This window comes from Neobacillus driksii (assembly GCF_013409995.1).
Taxonomy (GTDB): Bacteria; Bacillota; Bacilli; order Bacillales; family Cytobacillaceae; genus Neobacillus; species Neobacillus driksii.
This window is the reverse complement of record NZ_JACCBX010000019.1, coordinates 102,971-118,860: the sequence shown is the minus strand read 5'-3', so window position 1 is coordinate 118,860 and position 15,890 is coordinate 102,971. Positions and strand designations below refer to the sequence as shown.

The 15,890-nt window shown below is 37.0% G+C and carries 13 protein-coding genes, 1 pseudogene and 1 riboswitch; of the genes and pseudogenes, 9 read left to right on the top strand and 5 right to left on the bottom strand.

Features of this window, described 5'->3' with window-relative positions; all coding sequences use genetic code 11:
- Positions 1 to 187, top strand: a 187-nt coding sequence (locus F4694_RS31905; protein ID WP_218895885.1) for a hypothetical protein, incomplete at its 5' end; no start/stop codon positions are given.
- Here F4694_RS31905 and F4694_RS29325 read toward each other — a convergent pair.
- Positions 173 to 1,153 carry an NAD(P)H-dependent flavin oxidoreductase gene (locus F4694_RS29325; protein WP_179603454.1) on the bottom strand — a complete coding sequence of 327 codons (981 nt, stop codon included), beginning with the start codon at positions 1,151 to 1,153 and terminating at the stop codon, positions 173 to 175. The two genes, F4694_RS31905 and F4694_RS29325, sit on opposite strands and share 15 nt — an antisense overlap.
- 277 nt (positions 1,154 to 1,430) lie before the next feature.
- Here F4694_RS29325 and F4694_RS29320 point away from each other — a divergent pair, with 277 nt between their 5' ends.
- Complete coding sequence (locus tag F4694_RS29320) at positions 1,431 to 2,405, top strand: acyltransferase family protein (protein ID WP_179603442.1); 975 nt, start codon at positions 1,431 to 1,433, stop codon at positions 2,403 to 2,405.
- A 36-nt stretch (positions 2,406 to 2,441) separates the two neighbouring features.
- Here the strand turns inward: F4694_RS29320 and F4694_RS29315 are convergent, their stop codons facing one another.
- The 3 genes from F4694_RS29315 to F4694_RS29305 all read right to left on the bottom strand — a co-directional run bounded on the left by F4694_RS29315 (position 2,442) and on the right by F4694_RS29305 (position 4,913).
- Positions 2,442 to 2,966, bottom strand: coding sequence for a MerR family transcriptional regulator (locus F4694_RS29315; protein WP_179603441.1), 525 nt, complete (start codon positions 2,964 to 2,966; stop codon positions 2,442 to 2,444).
- A gap of 52 nt (positions 2,967 to 3,018) precedes the next feature.
- Positions 3,019 to 3,957 (bottom strand): MerR family transcriptional regulator, encoded by a 939-nt coding sequence (locus F4694_RS29310; protein WP_179603440.1) that lies wholly within the window; start codon positions 3,955 to 3,957, stop codon positions 3,019 to 3,021.
- A 167-nt stretch (positions 3,958 to 4,124) separates the two neighbouring features.
- The gene (locus F4694_RS29305) at positions 4,125 to 4,913 is read right to left on the bottom strand and encodes an HAD family hydrolase (protein ID WP_179603439.1); all 789 of its coding nucleotides are present in this window, start codon (positions 4,911 to 4,913) and stop codon (positions 4,125 to 4,127) included.
- Between the two features lie 291 nt (positions 4,914 to 5,204).
- Positions 5,205 to 5,346: riboswitch (cyclic di-AMP (ydaO/yuaA leader) on the top strand.
- A gap of 79 nt (positions 5,347 to 5,425) precedes the next feature.
- On the opposite strand from F4694_RS29305, the gene F4694_RS29300 reads away from it, so the two are divergent.
- From F4694_RS29300 to F4694_RS29280, 5 genes are all read left to right on the top strand, one after another.
- Positions 5,426 to 5,851, top strand: a complete 426-nt coding sequence (locus F4694_RS29300; RefSeq protein WP_179603438.1) for a sporulation protein — start codon at positions 5,426 to 5,428, stop codon at positions 5,849 to 5,851.
- A 135-nt stretch (positions 5,852 to 5,986) separates the two neighbouring features.
- Positions 5,987 to 6,334: a hypothetical protein gene (locus F4694_RS29295; RefSeq protein ID WP_179603437.1), complete on the top strand. Its 348-nt coding sequence runs from the start codon at positions 5,987 to 5,989 to the stop codon at positions 6,332 to 6,334.
- A gap of 120 nt (positions 6,335 to 6,454) precedes the next feature.
- Positions 6,455 to 7,960, top strand: coding sequence for an aminotransferase class V-fold PLP-dependent enzyme (locus tag F4694_RS29290; RefSeq protein ID WP_179603436.1), 1,506 nt, complete (start codon positions 6,455 to 6,457; stop codon positions 7,958 to 7,960).
- 192 nt (positions 7,961 to 8,152) lie between these two features.
- A complete protein-coding gene (locus F4694_RS29285; RefSeq protein WP_179603435.1) occupies positions 8,153 to 8,647 on the top strand; it encodes a L,D-transpeptidase family protein in 495 nt (164 codons plus the stop codon).
- A gap of 126 nt (positions 8,648 to 8,773) precedes the next feature.
- The gene (locus F4694_RS29280) at positions 8,774 to 9,505 is read left to right on the top strand and encodes a DUF3784 domain-containing protein (protein WP_179603434.1); all 732 of its coding nucleotides are present in this window, start codon (positions 8,774 to 8,776) and stop codon (positions 9,503 to 9,505) included.
- Between the two features lie 42 nt (positions 9,506 to 9,547).
- Here F4694_RS29280 and F4694_RS29275 read toward each other — a convergent pair.
- Positions 9,548 to 11,900, bottom strand: a pseudogene (locus F4694_RS29275) (immune inhibitor A domain-containing protein).
- Between the two features lie 579 nt (positions 11,901 to 12,479).
- Here F4694_RS29275 and F4694_RS29270 point away from each other — a divergent pair.
- On the top strand, positions 12,480 to 13,373 hold the full coding sequence (locus F4694_RS29270) for a hypothetical protein (protein WP_179603433.1): 894 nt from the start codon (positions 12,480 to 12,482) through the stop codon (positions 13,371 to 13,373).
- Between the two features lie 171 nt (positions 13,374 to 13,544).
- The gene (gene helD / locus F4694_RS29265; protein ID WP_179603432.1) at positions 13,545 to 15,869 is read left to right on the top strand and encodes an RNA polymerase recycling motor HelD; all 2,325 of its coding nucleotides are present in this window, start codon (positions 13,545 to 13,547) and stop codon (positions 15,867 to 15,869) included.
- Positions 15,870 to 15,890: the final 21 nt, after the last annotated feature.

Genomic DNA, 15,890 nt, shown 5'->3' with positions numbered 1-15,890 from the left:
GACCCCACAGGCGCTTAAGCGCCGAGGAGGCTCCCCGGCACGCCCGCGGAAAGCGAAGCACCTGGAGCGGAAATCAACAGGCCTTTGGGCAGGCAGAAAAATAAAAATTGCCGAGAGAGATACCTTTCTCGACAATCTGAAGACAACCAGATGGTTGTCTCTTTTTTATATCTTATCTATTCACTGAATTTTGATACTCAAAAGTAAGTTGATCAATAATTTGTTGTACAGGCAGTATATCCTTAATTTCATCTACTCGAGCACCAGCAAAGACGAGTCCATTTTCGACATCTCCACCCATACTTGTAAGAAGGGAATCAAGTGTACAGAAGCGATAAGAACAATTTTTTAAACAATCATGGCATTTAGCAATTTTTAATTTGTCTGACCCGCTGATCAATTTTGCAAAGTTATTCACGATGACTCTTCCGTGCAGGCCAACCGTTGTTTTAACTAAAGCTGTATCTTCTTTTCGCGCGTCTACATATTTCTGTTTAAATGCAAGAGGAGCGTCACATTCTTCACTAGCTACAAACCTTGTACCCATCTGAACCCCAGCTGCACCCATTGAAATAGCCTTAGCAATATCTTCGCCAGTCATGATTCCTCCTGCAGCAAGGACAGGGATTGACACTGCTTCCACTACCTCAGGAAGTATATCAAACATCGGTCTGTCTGTTCCAAGGTGTCCGCCGGCTTCAAAACCCTCAACGACTACAGCTGCCGCGCCAAGTCTCTCTGAAATTCTAGCCAATTTGGCCGAAGAAACAATAGAAATGACGGGGATGCCAGCCTGTCTCCCCCAAGCATACATATCCCTTGAGATTCCCGCTCCAGAAATAATAAAATCGACTTTTTCTTCAAGAGCCGCTTTCATCTTTTCTGCAAAGTCATTCATCGCGAACAAAACATTTACCCCAATATATCCTGTGCCTTCTTGTACTAAACTTTTTGCTTTTCTGATATGATCGCGCATTTCATCGGTGGATATACCTGTACCTGAGATAATCCCAACACCACCAGCATTTGCTACCGCTGAAGCTAGTTTGCTTAATGAAATTCCGACTCCCATACCTCCTTGGAAAATAGGTACCTTTGGCATGATATGAGCAATTTTTAATTGTGGAAAGTTCAATTTATAACCCCATTTCATTTGTTTAAAGAATTTAGAACTTACTCTGCATAATACCACCTATCATCTTTTGTGTATGTGATTTTTATCATCAGGTCATAAAAGCAGGTTATAGAATATATTGCCAATAGTCGAAATAGCATAGGACATTACTATTATTATTTTGAAATTGTGATTTAATTGAAACAAAAAGTAACTTTTATTAAGTTTCTCTGTAACATTAATAAGGTAAAATGGTGTAAAATAGGTTTGGTGTTTTTTCAGTATAACTTTGAGTGAAAATTTAAGGGGGTATAGGATGGCTTCCACAGCAAGTAGAAGTAAATATTTTGATAATGCGAAATTTATATTGATTTTTCTTGTTGTTTTTGGGCATATGATAAGCCCGTATAAAGACCAGGATAAATTACTATTTACCTTATATACCGTGATTTTTCTTTTTCACATGCCGGCGTTTATTTTGATATCCGGCTATTTTGCTAAAGGTTATAAGAAGAAAGGGTATCTTCAAAAATCAGTACAAAAAATCTTGATTCCCTACTTTGTTTTTCAAGTTATCTATTCTGTTTTTTATTTTTTACTGGGCAAGGAAGAATCACTTGAATTTGATTTGTTCCAGCCTCATTGGTCGTTATGGTTTTTGTTAAGTTTGTTTTTTTGGAATTTATTACTCTATGTATTTGCTAAATTAAAATGGGTTGGATTACTCATTGCCGTCATACTTGGCATCGTTGTCGGATATTTTGAGAATGCAGGGAGTTTTATGAGTATATCTCGGACCTTTGTTTTCTTTCCGTATTTTCTATTAGGGTTCTTAATGAATGGGGACCATTTAAAACGGATCATTAGAGCAAAGTTTGCAGTTCCAGCCGGAGTGGTCATTATCGTCTTTACATTTTTATTTTTTGGGTTTAGTTTCCCAAAAGATGCTGTCCCATGGCTGTTAGGAGATACCTCATATGAAAATATGGGGGGGATGCAGCTTAGTGATGGACTGCTGCGTGCTTTACAATATGGTTTAACGTTAATTGTTGTTTTTGGCTTCTTGCCTTTAATCCCATCCAATCAGTATCGAATAACCAAAATAGGTGAAAGGACACTTTATGTTTACTTATTCCATGGGTTTATTATAAAATCCATCCAAGCTATTTTACCAAATGCCATATCAGATAATTACTTATTTTTAATAATTTTCTCGTTCATAGTTTGTTTAGTTTTGGGAAGTTATATGATAAAAAAATATACCAGACCGCTCGTTGAGCTAAAAATATAAAAGCCGAATGTGTTCTAAACACATCCGGCTTGTTTTTTACCCTAAAAATCCAAATAACGAACTAACAAATTTCTTCTTTTTTCTATTAAGCTTGCCTTGCTCTAAAACGATCGGTTTGTCTGGCAGCGTGGTTTTCGTCATCTCATCTAGCTGTGATTGTAGGGTTTCAACTTGTTTTGTTAAATCTTTAACCTTAGTCTGTAATTCCTCAATTTCCCGGCGGTGCTGCAGCAGTTGATAGGATGCTACTGAGTCAGCTTTTGAATTCACCTTTGCTTCCAAGTCACTCACAATCGAATACAATCTTTCAAGCTCAGCATTGCTTTCAATTGATTTTACTGCCCCTTTTCGAATCTTTTTTTCTTGTACAGGGGCAATTTCTTGAAGCAAGTTTCCATTTTGGATTTGTGTCTGAATATTTTTTAGAAGGTCAATATCCTCATTATTAAAATGATAATGTCCTCGTTCATTCCGCTCCATCGGAAGTTCTAGCTGTTTTACCCACCGCTGAATGGTACTGGCTGAAACCCCTAAAAATTTTGCAACTTGGTTTGTATTCATCATCATTCCCCCCGCTTGAAAAATTCTTTGATTGTAGCAAGAGACTTCCTTTCTAATCCCAGAATTTCCACCATTTCTTTTCTTTCGCCGCAGCTACATCTCGAAAACTAGTTAACAAGTCCTGAAAGGCTGCTTCTCTTTGTGTAATTTCATGGCGGAATTGGTCCCGTTCCTTTCCACGTTCTAAACGGTCGATTTCAATCGCTTCCGAAAGGTTAAAAATCTCTGTGTTTGTAATGTCTACGTAATGTGCCAGTTCTTCTGTAGATTGAGATAACTGTTTCGAGAGTGTGTAAATCTCTTCTGAAGTTTCGTGAGAGGCATTTACAATACTCTTTGATAAATAAAGAAGCCTTTCAGTCGTCTGTTCTGCCGATTTTTCTAAGTGATCCGAAAGTTCTTCGATTCCTGCTTTTGTAGAAGCTGTCGATTGATTTATTGATTCAGATAGAGAATTTACTGTGAAGTTAGCCCCGCTGGCAATTTCCTTTTTGACTTCATCCACTACTTCTTTTCGAAGTACATTTCTAATTTCTTCTTTCACTTCATTTAAAAAGTTTTGTTTATAATTATCCATTGCAACAAAAAATTCATCGGCATTCTTTATTGCAATCTCTTCATCGGACATTGGTGTCCCTTCATGAGAAACAATCGCCAGTTCCTTTGCTGAATGTTCTGATATTTCTTCTTCTGTTTCTGACATTTCTGCTATTTGTAAAGAAGATTCATCTGCCTCATGTTCAGCAATATCTTCCTCAAGATCATCGGTACCTCCACGCAATAAATGTAATATCATTGGCGTGCTTAGTTTGTTTTCGTACATTTGCTTAATTTCCAACAGTAAATCTATTTCTACTTGTGAATAGATTCTCGCCCCTTGTTTTGTTCGAGGAATTTCCAAATATTCCTCAAGGTCATCTTCCCATTTTTTGAGTGTCGCAGGTTTAACATTTATTTTTTTGGAAACTTCCTTTAATGTGAAAGTTTTCATAATAATCAAATCCCTTCTCTCTAATTAACGGTAAAACAGCTTTAGATAGTAAATTCTCTATGAAACCCCCCGTTTTCCTGCAGGGTGACAAAAGCTTTCAAAACAAGACGTATAACACGAAATACCAACAAATTTATGCAAAAAAAGCTGTGCGCAATGCACAGCTTTTACTCAATAATCCCTAGTTTTTTTAATCCATTATAAATCCCGGAATTGTTTACGGTTGTGGTTTTATGCTTAGCATATTGAAAGAGGTCAGGATGACCATTTCCCATAGCAAATCCTTCACCTACACTCATCAACATTTCTTTATCATTTAAGCCGTCTCCAAAAGCAATAGCATTTTCCTTTGAAAGCCCAAGATGCTTGAGTACATATTGGACGGCAATCCCTTTATTTACCTTATATCTAATTACATCATAACAATGACGCATTCCTTCAAGATTTACCTGCGATAAGTGAATTTGATCTTCAATTTTATATAAAGCTGTATCCTTTGATGCTAAGTTTATCAAGGTCATTCCTAGAATATCATAATCATTTGCCGGCAAATAGATTTCGTTTTTATGTAAGTGGAACTTCGCGATAAATTCTTTTACACAATCTGCTTCTAAGTCGGTGAATAAATTTTGGTCCTTCGTATACAAAACAAGTTCATGTTGATTCGTTTTCGCTATGTCTATGAATTGTATAACACTTTCCTTCTCAATCGGCTCCTGAAAAAGATCTTTACCTTGATAAATGGCAAAAGCACCATTATACCCGATAAGCGAGGTTACCTTTAATTCATCTGCAATCTCTCTGATTTCGTGTAAGGGTCTCCCGGTTGCTAAAAAAACCTCTATTCCCTTCTGTTGAACCTGCTGAATCGCTTTTACTGTAGTTTCGTCAATGGAATCATCGGGCTTGATGATGGTTCCATCAATATCTAAAAATAAAACTTTATACTCAGACATTGAACGGCTCCTTTTATGAAGTATGTTTTCTTAGTTTAACATTAATAACTTGGAGATAAAATATCGTAGTGGAATAATGTTTAGATACCAACTACAAAGACAGGTCTTATACTTGAATGTCTATTCTTTGACAAAAGTAGATAACCAACAAATACCGATGATTCATGAGCAAACAAAAGATAAATCATTATTTTTAATAAAAATTCGAGCTAAGTCGGTTAATTTAAGTGAAAATCACTCTTTACAATCAAACTGGTTGAGGATACAATAATCGTCATAATCAACTTGAATTAAATATTTCGGCTAAATCCCATTTATCATGGGTACGGAGGAACCAATTTTATTGGGGTTAATTCTACATTGTGGAAAGGATGAGAATATCTTTCGCCATCCTACCCGTCAGCTAACTTCGTCGGCTAAAGCGAAGGAGGTCAATAGACCGCCAAGTGCAGGGGCTTTTTTGTTTTATGAAAACATATTAAGCAGCTTGACTAAAATGGAGGTCTTTTATTATGCCTATTTTTAGGGAACAGGTGAAGATGAAGATGACATTAAAAGATTATTTAACAAAACTGAAAATAGGCTTGCCGAAAACAATGGTACATCTAGATAAACAGGTTTACGAAGCTGGTAGCATCATAAATGGCACGATTGAGATTACAGGCGGGCTATTGAAAAATAAAATAAAAAGATATGATATTGACCTCGTTGGGGTTGATTCAAATTCATTTGTAGAAGAAACATTAAATAGTCATTCCGTGTTCTGTTCTCTAGAGTGTAGTCCAAACCAGACTGGAAAGATTACTTTTTTTATCGATGTTCCAGACGATATTAAAAAAAATCATACCTTTCAATATTCATTAATGATAAATATTGATTTAGGAAATGCCAATAATATTACCCAAAATGTCCCGGTTATGATAGGTGCGGTTTCTTAGTATATATCTATTAATCTATGTAAATCGGAAAATCATCCTATTTATTGATATAGCATTGTAAACTGCTAGAAATTTATATGTAAACTCTCTCCAGTATAATAAAGTTATCAAGACTTTATTAGGGCGGGTGCAATAATGGAAGAAACCATGGTTAAATCTTACTTACAAAAATCACTAGAAGAGTGGAAAGATGATATTTCAGTAGTCCTTGCCGAAATTGATAAAGAATATGACGAAGTGGCACAAGAATTAAAGGTATACTCTTATAAATACGGGATCACCAAGCAAGTCATTCAATCGACAGTGAATGAAGAAATTATTGAAAGTATACGGCAAAGGTATCATAAGCCGTTTGAGGAAAGTTATAATCAATTAAAGGAATATATAAAAGACTTAGAAGAGAAGCAGCGTGTTTTTCACATGTTTGTTCAAAAAATTGATGAAGTAAATCGTAAGGAATCGTCAAAGGCGGCAAATATATAAATAGGAAAAAAGTCTGGTCCCTATGGATCAGGCTTTTTTTATCATTAATTAAGAATCGTCGGCAAGTGAAGGGATTTTGCATATAGTAATTAGCAGGATTTTATCGAGAGGTGCTGAAGTATGATTACTGCAAGGATCGGAAGCAAGTTGTATCATTTGCCGGAAAATCTTGAGGATTACTTTCATAAGTTTCGGTCTGGAATCATCGGAATTAATCAGCAATTTGATTCACCGTATGGGAAGAAACCGATTATTTATGCTGATTGGACAGCAAGTGGAAGATTATTTCGACCAATTGAACAAAAAATTTCAGAAGTATTTGGCCCGTTTATGGCAAATACGCATACGGAATCCAATATTACCAGTCTAATGATGACCGGAATTTATAGTCAATCCAGAAGAATTATTAAGGAACATGTTAATGCTGATGAGAATGACGCCCTCATTCTTGATGGTTTCGGAATGACGTCGGTCATGAATAAACTACAGCGTTTCTTGGGTATTAGAGTACCAGAGCAATGGACTGACAGAATAAAGCTTTCTAAGAGAGAAACACCTGTTGTATTTCTCACTCATATGGAACACCATTCCAACCAAACCTCATGGCTTGAGACCTTAGCAGATGTTGAGATTATTAGACCCGACTCGAAAGGGAACGTAGATATTAATCATCTTGAACAGCTTTTGTCTCAATATCGAGATCGAGCAATTAAAATTGGTTCATTTACAGCATGCTCGAACGTTACAGGAATACAAACCCCTTATCATCAGCTTGCAAAAATCATGCATAAGCACGGGGGACTTTGCTTTGTAGATTTTGCTGCCTCTGCACCATATGTGAAGATTGATATGCACCCGAAAGACCCGATGGAAAAACTCGACGCGATTCTCTTTTCGCCACATAAATTTTTAGGCGGTCCCGGTACGAGCGGTGTCTTGCTTTTTGATAAAAGCATTTATACGAATAAGGTGCCGGACCATCCCGGAGGAGGAACGGTTACTTGGACAAATCCCTGGGGTGGACATCAATACATTAAGGACATCGAACTTCGGGAGGATGGAGGGACACCTGGAATTCTTCAAGCAATTCGTACGGCTTTGTGTATCAAATTAAAGGAACAAATGGGTGTAGAACAAATTTTAGCAAGAGAAAAAGAACAGCTTGAAATGCTTCTAACCGGATTAGAGGATATACCGAAACTTCATGTATTGGAGAGGCAACAACGAAATCGAATTGGCATTGTTTCATTTACTATTACGGATATTCATTATAACCTTATTGTTCGCTTGCTAAATGATCGATATGGATTTCAGGTTCGCGGAGGGTGCTCTTGTGCAGGGACATATGGTCATTATTTATTGGAAATTGACCAGAACAAATCTAAGCAAATTTCCAATAAAATTGATTTAGGTGACTTATCTTCTAAGCCTGGCTGGGTCAGGTTTTCGTTGCACCCTATTATGACTAATGCTGAAATTCGATTATTTATTAAGGCGATGAAGGAGATTACGAGTAATATTGACGATTGGAAAAGAGATTATGTTTACGACCCGGCTACAAATGATTACTTTTATACAAAACACACTCGTCAGGATATGTCACCACTCTTTAGTCTAGGGGATTAATATAATTTTGAAAATTCGGTGAACCAACATTCCAAGTTACTGATTGAAAAAACAGATCGGGAAAATGATTAAAATTCATTAATATTCTTTGAAAAAGCTGCATGCTGACGTTAATTATCCAGACTGCAGCTTTTTTATGTGGCAACCCTTCCTATATCCCGACATATGTTAATAAGAAAAAGGTGGGATAACATGATTCATATTGTGAAGCGGGGCGAGACACTTTACCAACTCTCTTTGGATTATCGGGTAAGCCTTGCCAGTCTTTATGCAGCCAATCCCGGAGTTAATTATCAGCAATTATATGTAGGACAAAAAATACAAATTCCTGGCCTACCAGATCCAAATACAATCCCCTATACCATTCAAATATCGGTTGGGAAGAGGAGACTTTCGTTATACAGAAATGGAAGGCTTGAAAAAATCTATCCGATTGCTGTTGGAAAAATGCTAACAGGAACCCCCACTGGCGATTTTGTCATTGTTAACCGTCAAATGAACCCAGGAGGACCTTTTGGTGTATTGTGGCTGTCTTTATCTAAACAGGGCTATGGAATACACGGTACTAATGATCCGAGTTCAATAGGAAAAGCAGTTTCACACGGTTGTGTGAGAATGCATAACCGGGATGTACTTCAACTCGCCGAGAAGGTTCCAAATGGCACAAGGGTAATCATCAGACCATGATAATAATACGACTATGGCCGATTATTCATAAGAACCGGCCTCGTTTTATTTGAGAAAGTGAATCCAATACAACTAATCAATCGTATAACATGTATAATGCTAAAAATGCAAAAGGGGGTTGGTGGAATGTGGGGACTTTTAGCAGTACATCTCATTATAATCCTTCTATTCCTTATCCTTGGTTGGGCAGTTAGAAAAAAGGAAGGCTATTGGTTAATTTCAGGGTTTTCTTCCAGGACGAAGGAAGAACAAGAGGAGTTAATTCGCAGTGGTTATCCCCAGAAGGTAGGCAGTTTACTAATTATAACGGCTTTAGGCATGTTGATTCTGCTTCCGCTTATGTTTACCTCTTTTAAATTTGCGATGGAAGTTCAATTTGGATTTATGATTATATTTTTAATGGGTGGTATGATTTATCTAACAAAATATGAAGTTCCAAATAAGCGTAAGAGGAGTTATATCATTAGTATTACTCTGTTTATAACTATAATTGGAGGAATGAGCGCTCTTTCTTATTTTAGCTATCAAGGTTATGAGCTTGTAACAAAAGAAGAAAGCTTCGAGGTTACAGGGATGTATGGCGACGAGTGGAAATATGAGGATATAACTTCAATTGAATTGATGGAAAAAATGCCTGAGGTTACGGTAAGGATAAATGGCGTCGGTCTGCCTGCACTTTCGAAAGGGCATTTTAAAGTGACAGGTTATGGCAGCAGCCTGCTCTTTATTCAAAAAGGGTCATCTCCGTATATTTTTATTGAACTGAAAGATGAGAGGGTTTTTATAAATGATAAAAATCCCGAACAGACGCGGCTTTGGTTTGAGCAGGTAAGGGAACAAGCAGAATTAACTCAATAAAAAATCTCACCTCCTTAGCGGGGGAGGTGAGATTTTTGTTGATTATTTGTAGATTACAATTGAACCAACGGATTTATCTTTTGCTTGTCCGTTCACACGAACCTTAAGTCCAAAGTTTCCTATGTTACGTCCAGCATCTGGCATAAATGTGTTCAAAAATGAGTTGCTGTCGTCAAATAAAGATACCGCAGGCTGACTTGGTCCAAACAGTGTTTGAACTCCTGGATAGTTAAGATTTAATTCTGAAGTAGGATTTAAACCAAATGCCGCATCCGCAATATGGTAACGAGTAGATGCTTCAACACCTGTATTCCATTTTAGGCTTGAACCTAGATGAGCGTCAACTACGCCTAAGTAACCATCTCCAGGGTGGACACCAGTCCAGTTGTCTGTATAACTGTCATCAACATACCAAACTACTAAACCACCATCATAACTCATTAGCGATTCGCCACGTGCAATGTGGGCAAGACCTTCATCGACTCCTTTATGGTTACGCCATTCAAGTAAGTAGTAATGGTCAGTTAGTTTGTTTCCGTCCATCTTTGTAAAGCCGTTAAAAGCAAATGGTGATGTAGAACTTTCAGCTCCATCCTCTACAATTGTTGCTCCATCTGCAACTACTTTTAGATTATCTGCGAAGAACCCAATATGAGATGTACCCCAGTCTGTAGCGTAGCGAAGGCGAAGCTTAATGTTCTGACCTTTATATTCTGATAAATCAAAGGACTGTGATTGCCATTCGCCATTAGTTGTTCCAGTGAAACCAGGCATGGAGTTTAAGGTGCTTGGACCCTTCATCAACTACATCAGAACGTGTATTATTATTCCCTAAAGATTTCCATGTTGCCCCGTTATCAGTTGAAACTTGTACGAAGGCGAAATCCCATTGTGGTTCAATATCATACCAAGCGTCAAAAGTAAGTGCAGCAGTGGTTTTGCCTGTTAAATCAACATTAGTTACCATATTCGTATCCGTTTCATCTGCTTGGCCTCCCCAATATTCAAAGCTTCCTGCAGCAGGAGTGTTCACTGGTGTTTTCTTTTCAGGTAAGTTAACTCGAATTGCTTGGTTGTTTTTACCAAGTGGAGAATTCGCTTGGTCAAGTAAGAACTGTGTTCCTTTTGTTGTTACCTCATCCCATTCTAAAACAGTAGGAGCTGTCCACTCTCCCCCTAATGCTGATTGGAAGTATTGTTTTGCCCAAGGGGAGAAACCAGTTGGTTCTGCTCCTGGAACTTTCCCAGCCCATGAACCGCTTGCCATAATTGACCAGTAACCTACTGCTTCACCAGTTCCAGTGTATTGTGTGTCATACTCATCTGGTAATCCTAAGTCATGACCATACTCATGTGCGAATACACCCATAGCACCATCTTCAGGCATAACAGTATAATCATAGAATCCTGGTAGTCCAACCCCAAGTCCATCTGGATCATAGAAAACTGCTGAACGGTGAGACCAAATGGCATCATCACCTAAAGTGCCGCCACCAGCTTCTTGACCCATACCAGAGTGAATAATTTGAAGATGGTCCACTAACCCATCTTTCTCCCAAAAGTTACCGTCTCCATCTAAATCATGTGGGTCTTCTAAATCATAGTCTTGCAGTGGAACTCCAGCTTTTTTTGCAGCAATTAGTGCGTCTTTAACCAATTGTTTTGCTCCGCCAGGGGTTACATTATCATGACCAGTCCCTTTTTCACCACCGTAATAAGCTGCAGTGCCAGGTACCTTTAACCATCCGTAAGCGTTTCCTTCAATTGTATAGGTACCACCCGATTGTTCCTCATAATATTGCTTTTGAGAAACAAGAATTTCTCCGTTAGGACCTATAAATTCGCCTTTATCTCCAAAAATCATTGCTTCAAAATGTTCAGTATGATAATCAGTATAAAAGTTATCTGTTTCTTCAGGAGTAAGATTGTTGTGAGTGAAATCAGAATATTCAACCATGATGGTTAATAGTTTACCTTTTTTATTAACTCCAGGAGATGTTCCTTCTTTTACTGGTTCTGGATTACCCTTTAAGTGCCCATTTTTGTTTCCTTTTCCGTTTAATAATCCATTGTTGAAATCTTTAAATTTACTCTGCTTTTCTGCTTCTGCAGCTTTTACTTTTGCAGCTAATGGATCAGATTCTTTAACTCCTGATTGCTTCCCTTTTATCTGAAGGTAGTTTTTAAGGAATTTTTGCTTTTCTTCTGCAGAAGCATTCTTTGAAAGAAGCCCTCGTTTAATAAAAGATTCGATTAATTTTTCTTCATTCACAATCGCTAAATCAAGCGAGCTGTTTGAGGAAAAAGAAGAGGCTTCCGCTTTATGTAAGAGTCCAAAGTCTTTTGATGATGCGTCAATACTTGGGAATCCTGCAAACAAAGTACCTGCAAGCATAACAGAAGAAAGACTAGTTTTGATATACTTATTCAATATTATTCCCCATTTCAATGTATTGCGGCCGTATTAATATAATGTTTTGAAAATTAGGACAAAACAGTAGGTGAATTTACCCTAATTTAAAGCTGTAAACATCGGGAAATAGGTCTAATAGGAGGGGGGTTCGACAAAAAAACTCCGTTGTTGTGTCGAAAACTGTCAAAATATACGGGAAGATAAATGTGTTATGAAAATAATAATAAACTATTTACAGTAGTATTAGATTTGTTTTTTACCAAATACGGTTGTGAATCAAATTTGAAGTAATAACTAGGATGCAAGCTAAAGAGTGGAGGACTTTAATAATATTTAGCACCAAATAAATCGTACTTTTAAATTTTTTTCATTATATGAAAATATTAAGGTTCATATTTTGTTATTCTGACATAGTAAAAACCACCGTGGATAAATACCTATAAAGCTACAGAGAAATTATGACATCCTAAAAATTGGAGGATAAATGGGGAATATGTTGGATTGAAAAGGTGTGTTTTTCAAATACTAACAATAAACTCATTAATGAAGTGGGATATGCGAATGAGAAAACCAAAGAAACAAAACAAAATACCATTTATTATTATGTTGTTCATCCACTCAAGTTTGCTTGGCTACTCTTTTTACAAGAGCAAAAATAAAAAGCAATTATTCACACTATTAATGGCTGATATCGGATTTGCTTATTTGTTAGAGTATGTAGTTTTAAATGTTTTTCATGCCTATACCTATAAACCAAGAGTAATGAAGAAGAATTTTTTTGATAACGTTTTTGGGGCTATTTTATCACAAGGTATCTTTGTACCTTTTACCGCGGTCTTCTCCACTTTTCTAAAAATAGGTTGGGTGGGGAAATTACTTGGAGGAGTTTATTTTTCACTGGTGGAACTGTTATTTTTGGGGTTAAAAGTGTATAAACATAACTGGTGGAGAACCATTTATACTTTTATCTTGATTCCTCTGTACTTTAAAATTAGTGATTGGTGGAATATTCTTTTAGATAAAAGGAATCCCTTGGTTCGTTTTATTTCTCTTTTTAATATGATTTTGGTTACAGAAGCTAATTTATTATTTTTATTTGCTTCAACTAGAAAGGTTCGTTTCGGAGCTGGGAAATTTCATTCGTGGAAAGAACATTTTATTATTGTTCCGTTGTATGCGATTAGTGTGTCTATATTTTCAACTGTATCATTTTTAAAACAGAATAATTGGTCTGCAAAGCTAAGTGTCCTGTTAATGACAATTGGATTAGATCAAATATTTAAGAAACGGAAAGTAGTAAAGGAAAAATTCCATGCAGCAGATTATTTTACGGTCCGAATACTGGCGATATTTTTATACGGGAAGTTTAGTGATCTTGTATACGGAGTGAGAAAAACGAGTGAAATGGAAGATATTCAGGATAAAATGCTGAAAATAAATCAGAAACAGACATAAAAAAAACGCCTTTGGGCGTTGGTTACTTATTGTAATTACCATTGAACCGTGATAAAATAAATTTCGGTCTCAAATAAAAAGCATAAAGACAAATCATCTCTATAATATAATAACACATCAAGGTTGGTCTGTCAAATATTTAGGGACAAAATTTTTCTGGAGAGTGGTCAAATGAGCGATACGGTAAAGAGTGACTTGCAGATGGAGCAGGAACGTGTAAATTTCGTTAGTATGGAAATCGATAAGAAAAAAGTAAAACTCCAGAAAAATACTGGAGGTGTTAGTTCAGATGTACTTGAGCTTCGAAAGACTTTCTGGGAGGACGTAACTGTTAATATGGATGAGCCGGATGATGTGATTGAGACGGCAGCCAGCATAAAGCAGCAAGCAGAGTTATTATCAGAGCGGGAACGTACATTTAAACAAATGGATAAACAGATCCGTATCCTTGAACGCTTAAAATACTCACCCTATTTTGGACGGATTGATTTTTTAGAAGCAGATGAAAAAAATGTTGATCAAGTTTATCTCGGAATTGCTTCTTTAATGGATGAGCATGATGAGAATTTTTTAATTTATGATTGGCGTGCACCAATTTCCAGCCTTTATTATGATTTTGCTCCTGGTCCTGCTTCTTATCCCACAATGGATGGGGAAATCAAAGGAGAAATGAAGCTGAAAAGACAATTTATCATTCGTGCATCGGACATTAAAGCAATGTTTGATACAGGTGTTACCATTGGAGATGAAATGCTTCAAGAGGTTCTAGGAAATAATGCAAATGCACAGATGAAGAGCATTGTTGCTACGATTCAGCGTGAACAAAACCTGATTATCCGTAATGAGCGAAGTAAACTCCTTATTGTTCAAGGAGTAGCAGGCAGCGGTAAAACATCAGCAGCCCTTCAGCGTGTTGCTTATTTATTGTACAGATATCGTGAAACCATAAAGTCTGAGAATATCATGTTGTTTTCACCAAACCCGTTATTTAACTCCTACGTATCCACGGTACTCCCTGAACTAGGGGAAGAGAACATGGAGCAGGCTACCTTTATGGAATACTTAAATAATCGGATTGGCAGTGAATTTGATGTCGAGGATCCGTTTGATCAAATGGAATTTCTACTTAACAATGGGGAACATCCGGACTACGATACTAGGGTTAGAGGAATTCGGTATAAAGCCAGTCTACCGTTTAAAGAAATGATTGACCGGTATGTGATTCAATTATCAAGTAAGGGTCTGCTTTTTAAAGACCTAGTATTTAGAGGCGAAATTATCATATCTAATCAATTGATTTATGATTATTTTTATTCCCTAGATGCGAGTTTCACCATCCCAAACCGTATGGAAATGGTGAAGGATTGGCTTTTAAGAGAGTTGAAGAGGAAAGTCAAACAAGAACGCTCAAAAAGCTGGGTAGAGGATGAGGTACAATATCTTGAAAAAGAGGACTATTTAGAAGCATATCAGGAATTGCAAGGGAAAGACCGGTATACCGAGAAAAGTTTTGATGATTTTGAACAGGAACAAAAGATTTTGGCTGAAAAGGTAGTCAAGCAAAAATTCAGGCCATTATTTTCTCGTGTTAAAAAGTTAAATTTCCTCGATATGAAGGGATTATATAGCCAGTTATTTATAAAGGGGGCCGAAAACCTAGAAGTCCTTTTAGATGATTGGACTCAAATTTGTACGCAGACGGTTGAAACATTAGCAAACTATAAAATATCCTATGAGGATGCGACGCCGTTTGTCTACCTGCAGGACTTAATAAAGGGCAGGAAGTCTTCAACCGGTATTCGTCATATTTTTATCGACGAAGCTCAGGACTATTCTCCATTTCAGTTTGCACTGATACAAAGACTTTTTCCTTATAGTAAGATGACGCTGCTCGGGGATTTTAATCAGGCTATTTACTCAGGTGCAACCGGATCAGCAACAGTTATATCGGATTATGAAGAAAAAGGGGAAGACATTGAAAAGATTGTTTTGACAAAGACCTATCGTTCTACTAAGGAGATTGTTGATTTCACCAGCAGTTTGGTAGAGGGTGGGGAAAAAATTGAACCATTTAATCGCCATGGTAAGAAGCCATCGGTAAAACTAGCTGAGCAAAACCAATTAAATGGTTTGATCTTGGGTAAAATAAATGAATTTTTAAATGAAGGGCACCGAACCATTGCAGTTATTTGTAGAACGGCTGCAGAGAGTAAAAGGGTATATACCGCATTGAAAGATGTCATTCCTGTACACCTCATTGAGAAGGCTACAATTGCTTATGAAAAAGGGATATTGGTAATCTCGTCGTATTTGGCAAAAGGTATCGAATTTGATGGTGTTATTCTTTATGATAGTTCACAATACAAAAATGAAAGTGAAAGGAAGTTATTCTACACAGTCTGTACACGTGCAATGCATAGGCTGCACATGTATGCAACAAAGGAAATCAGTCCACTTATGAACGAAGTTCCGGGAAACTTATATGAGTTAGAATAAAACATAAAAAACAGCGGCCAA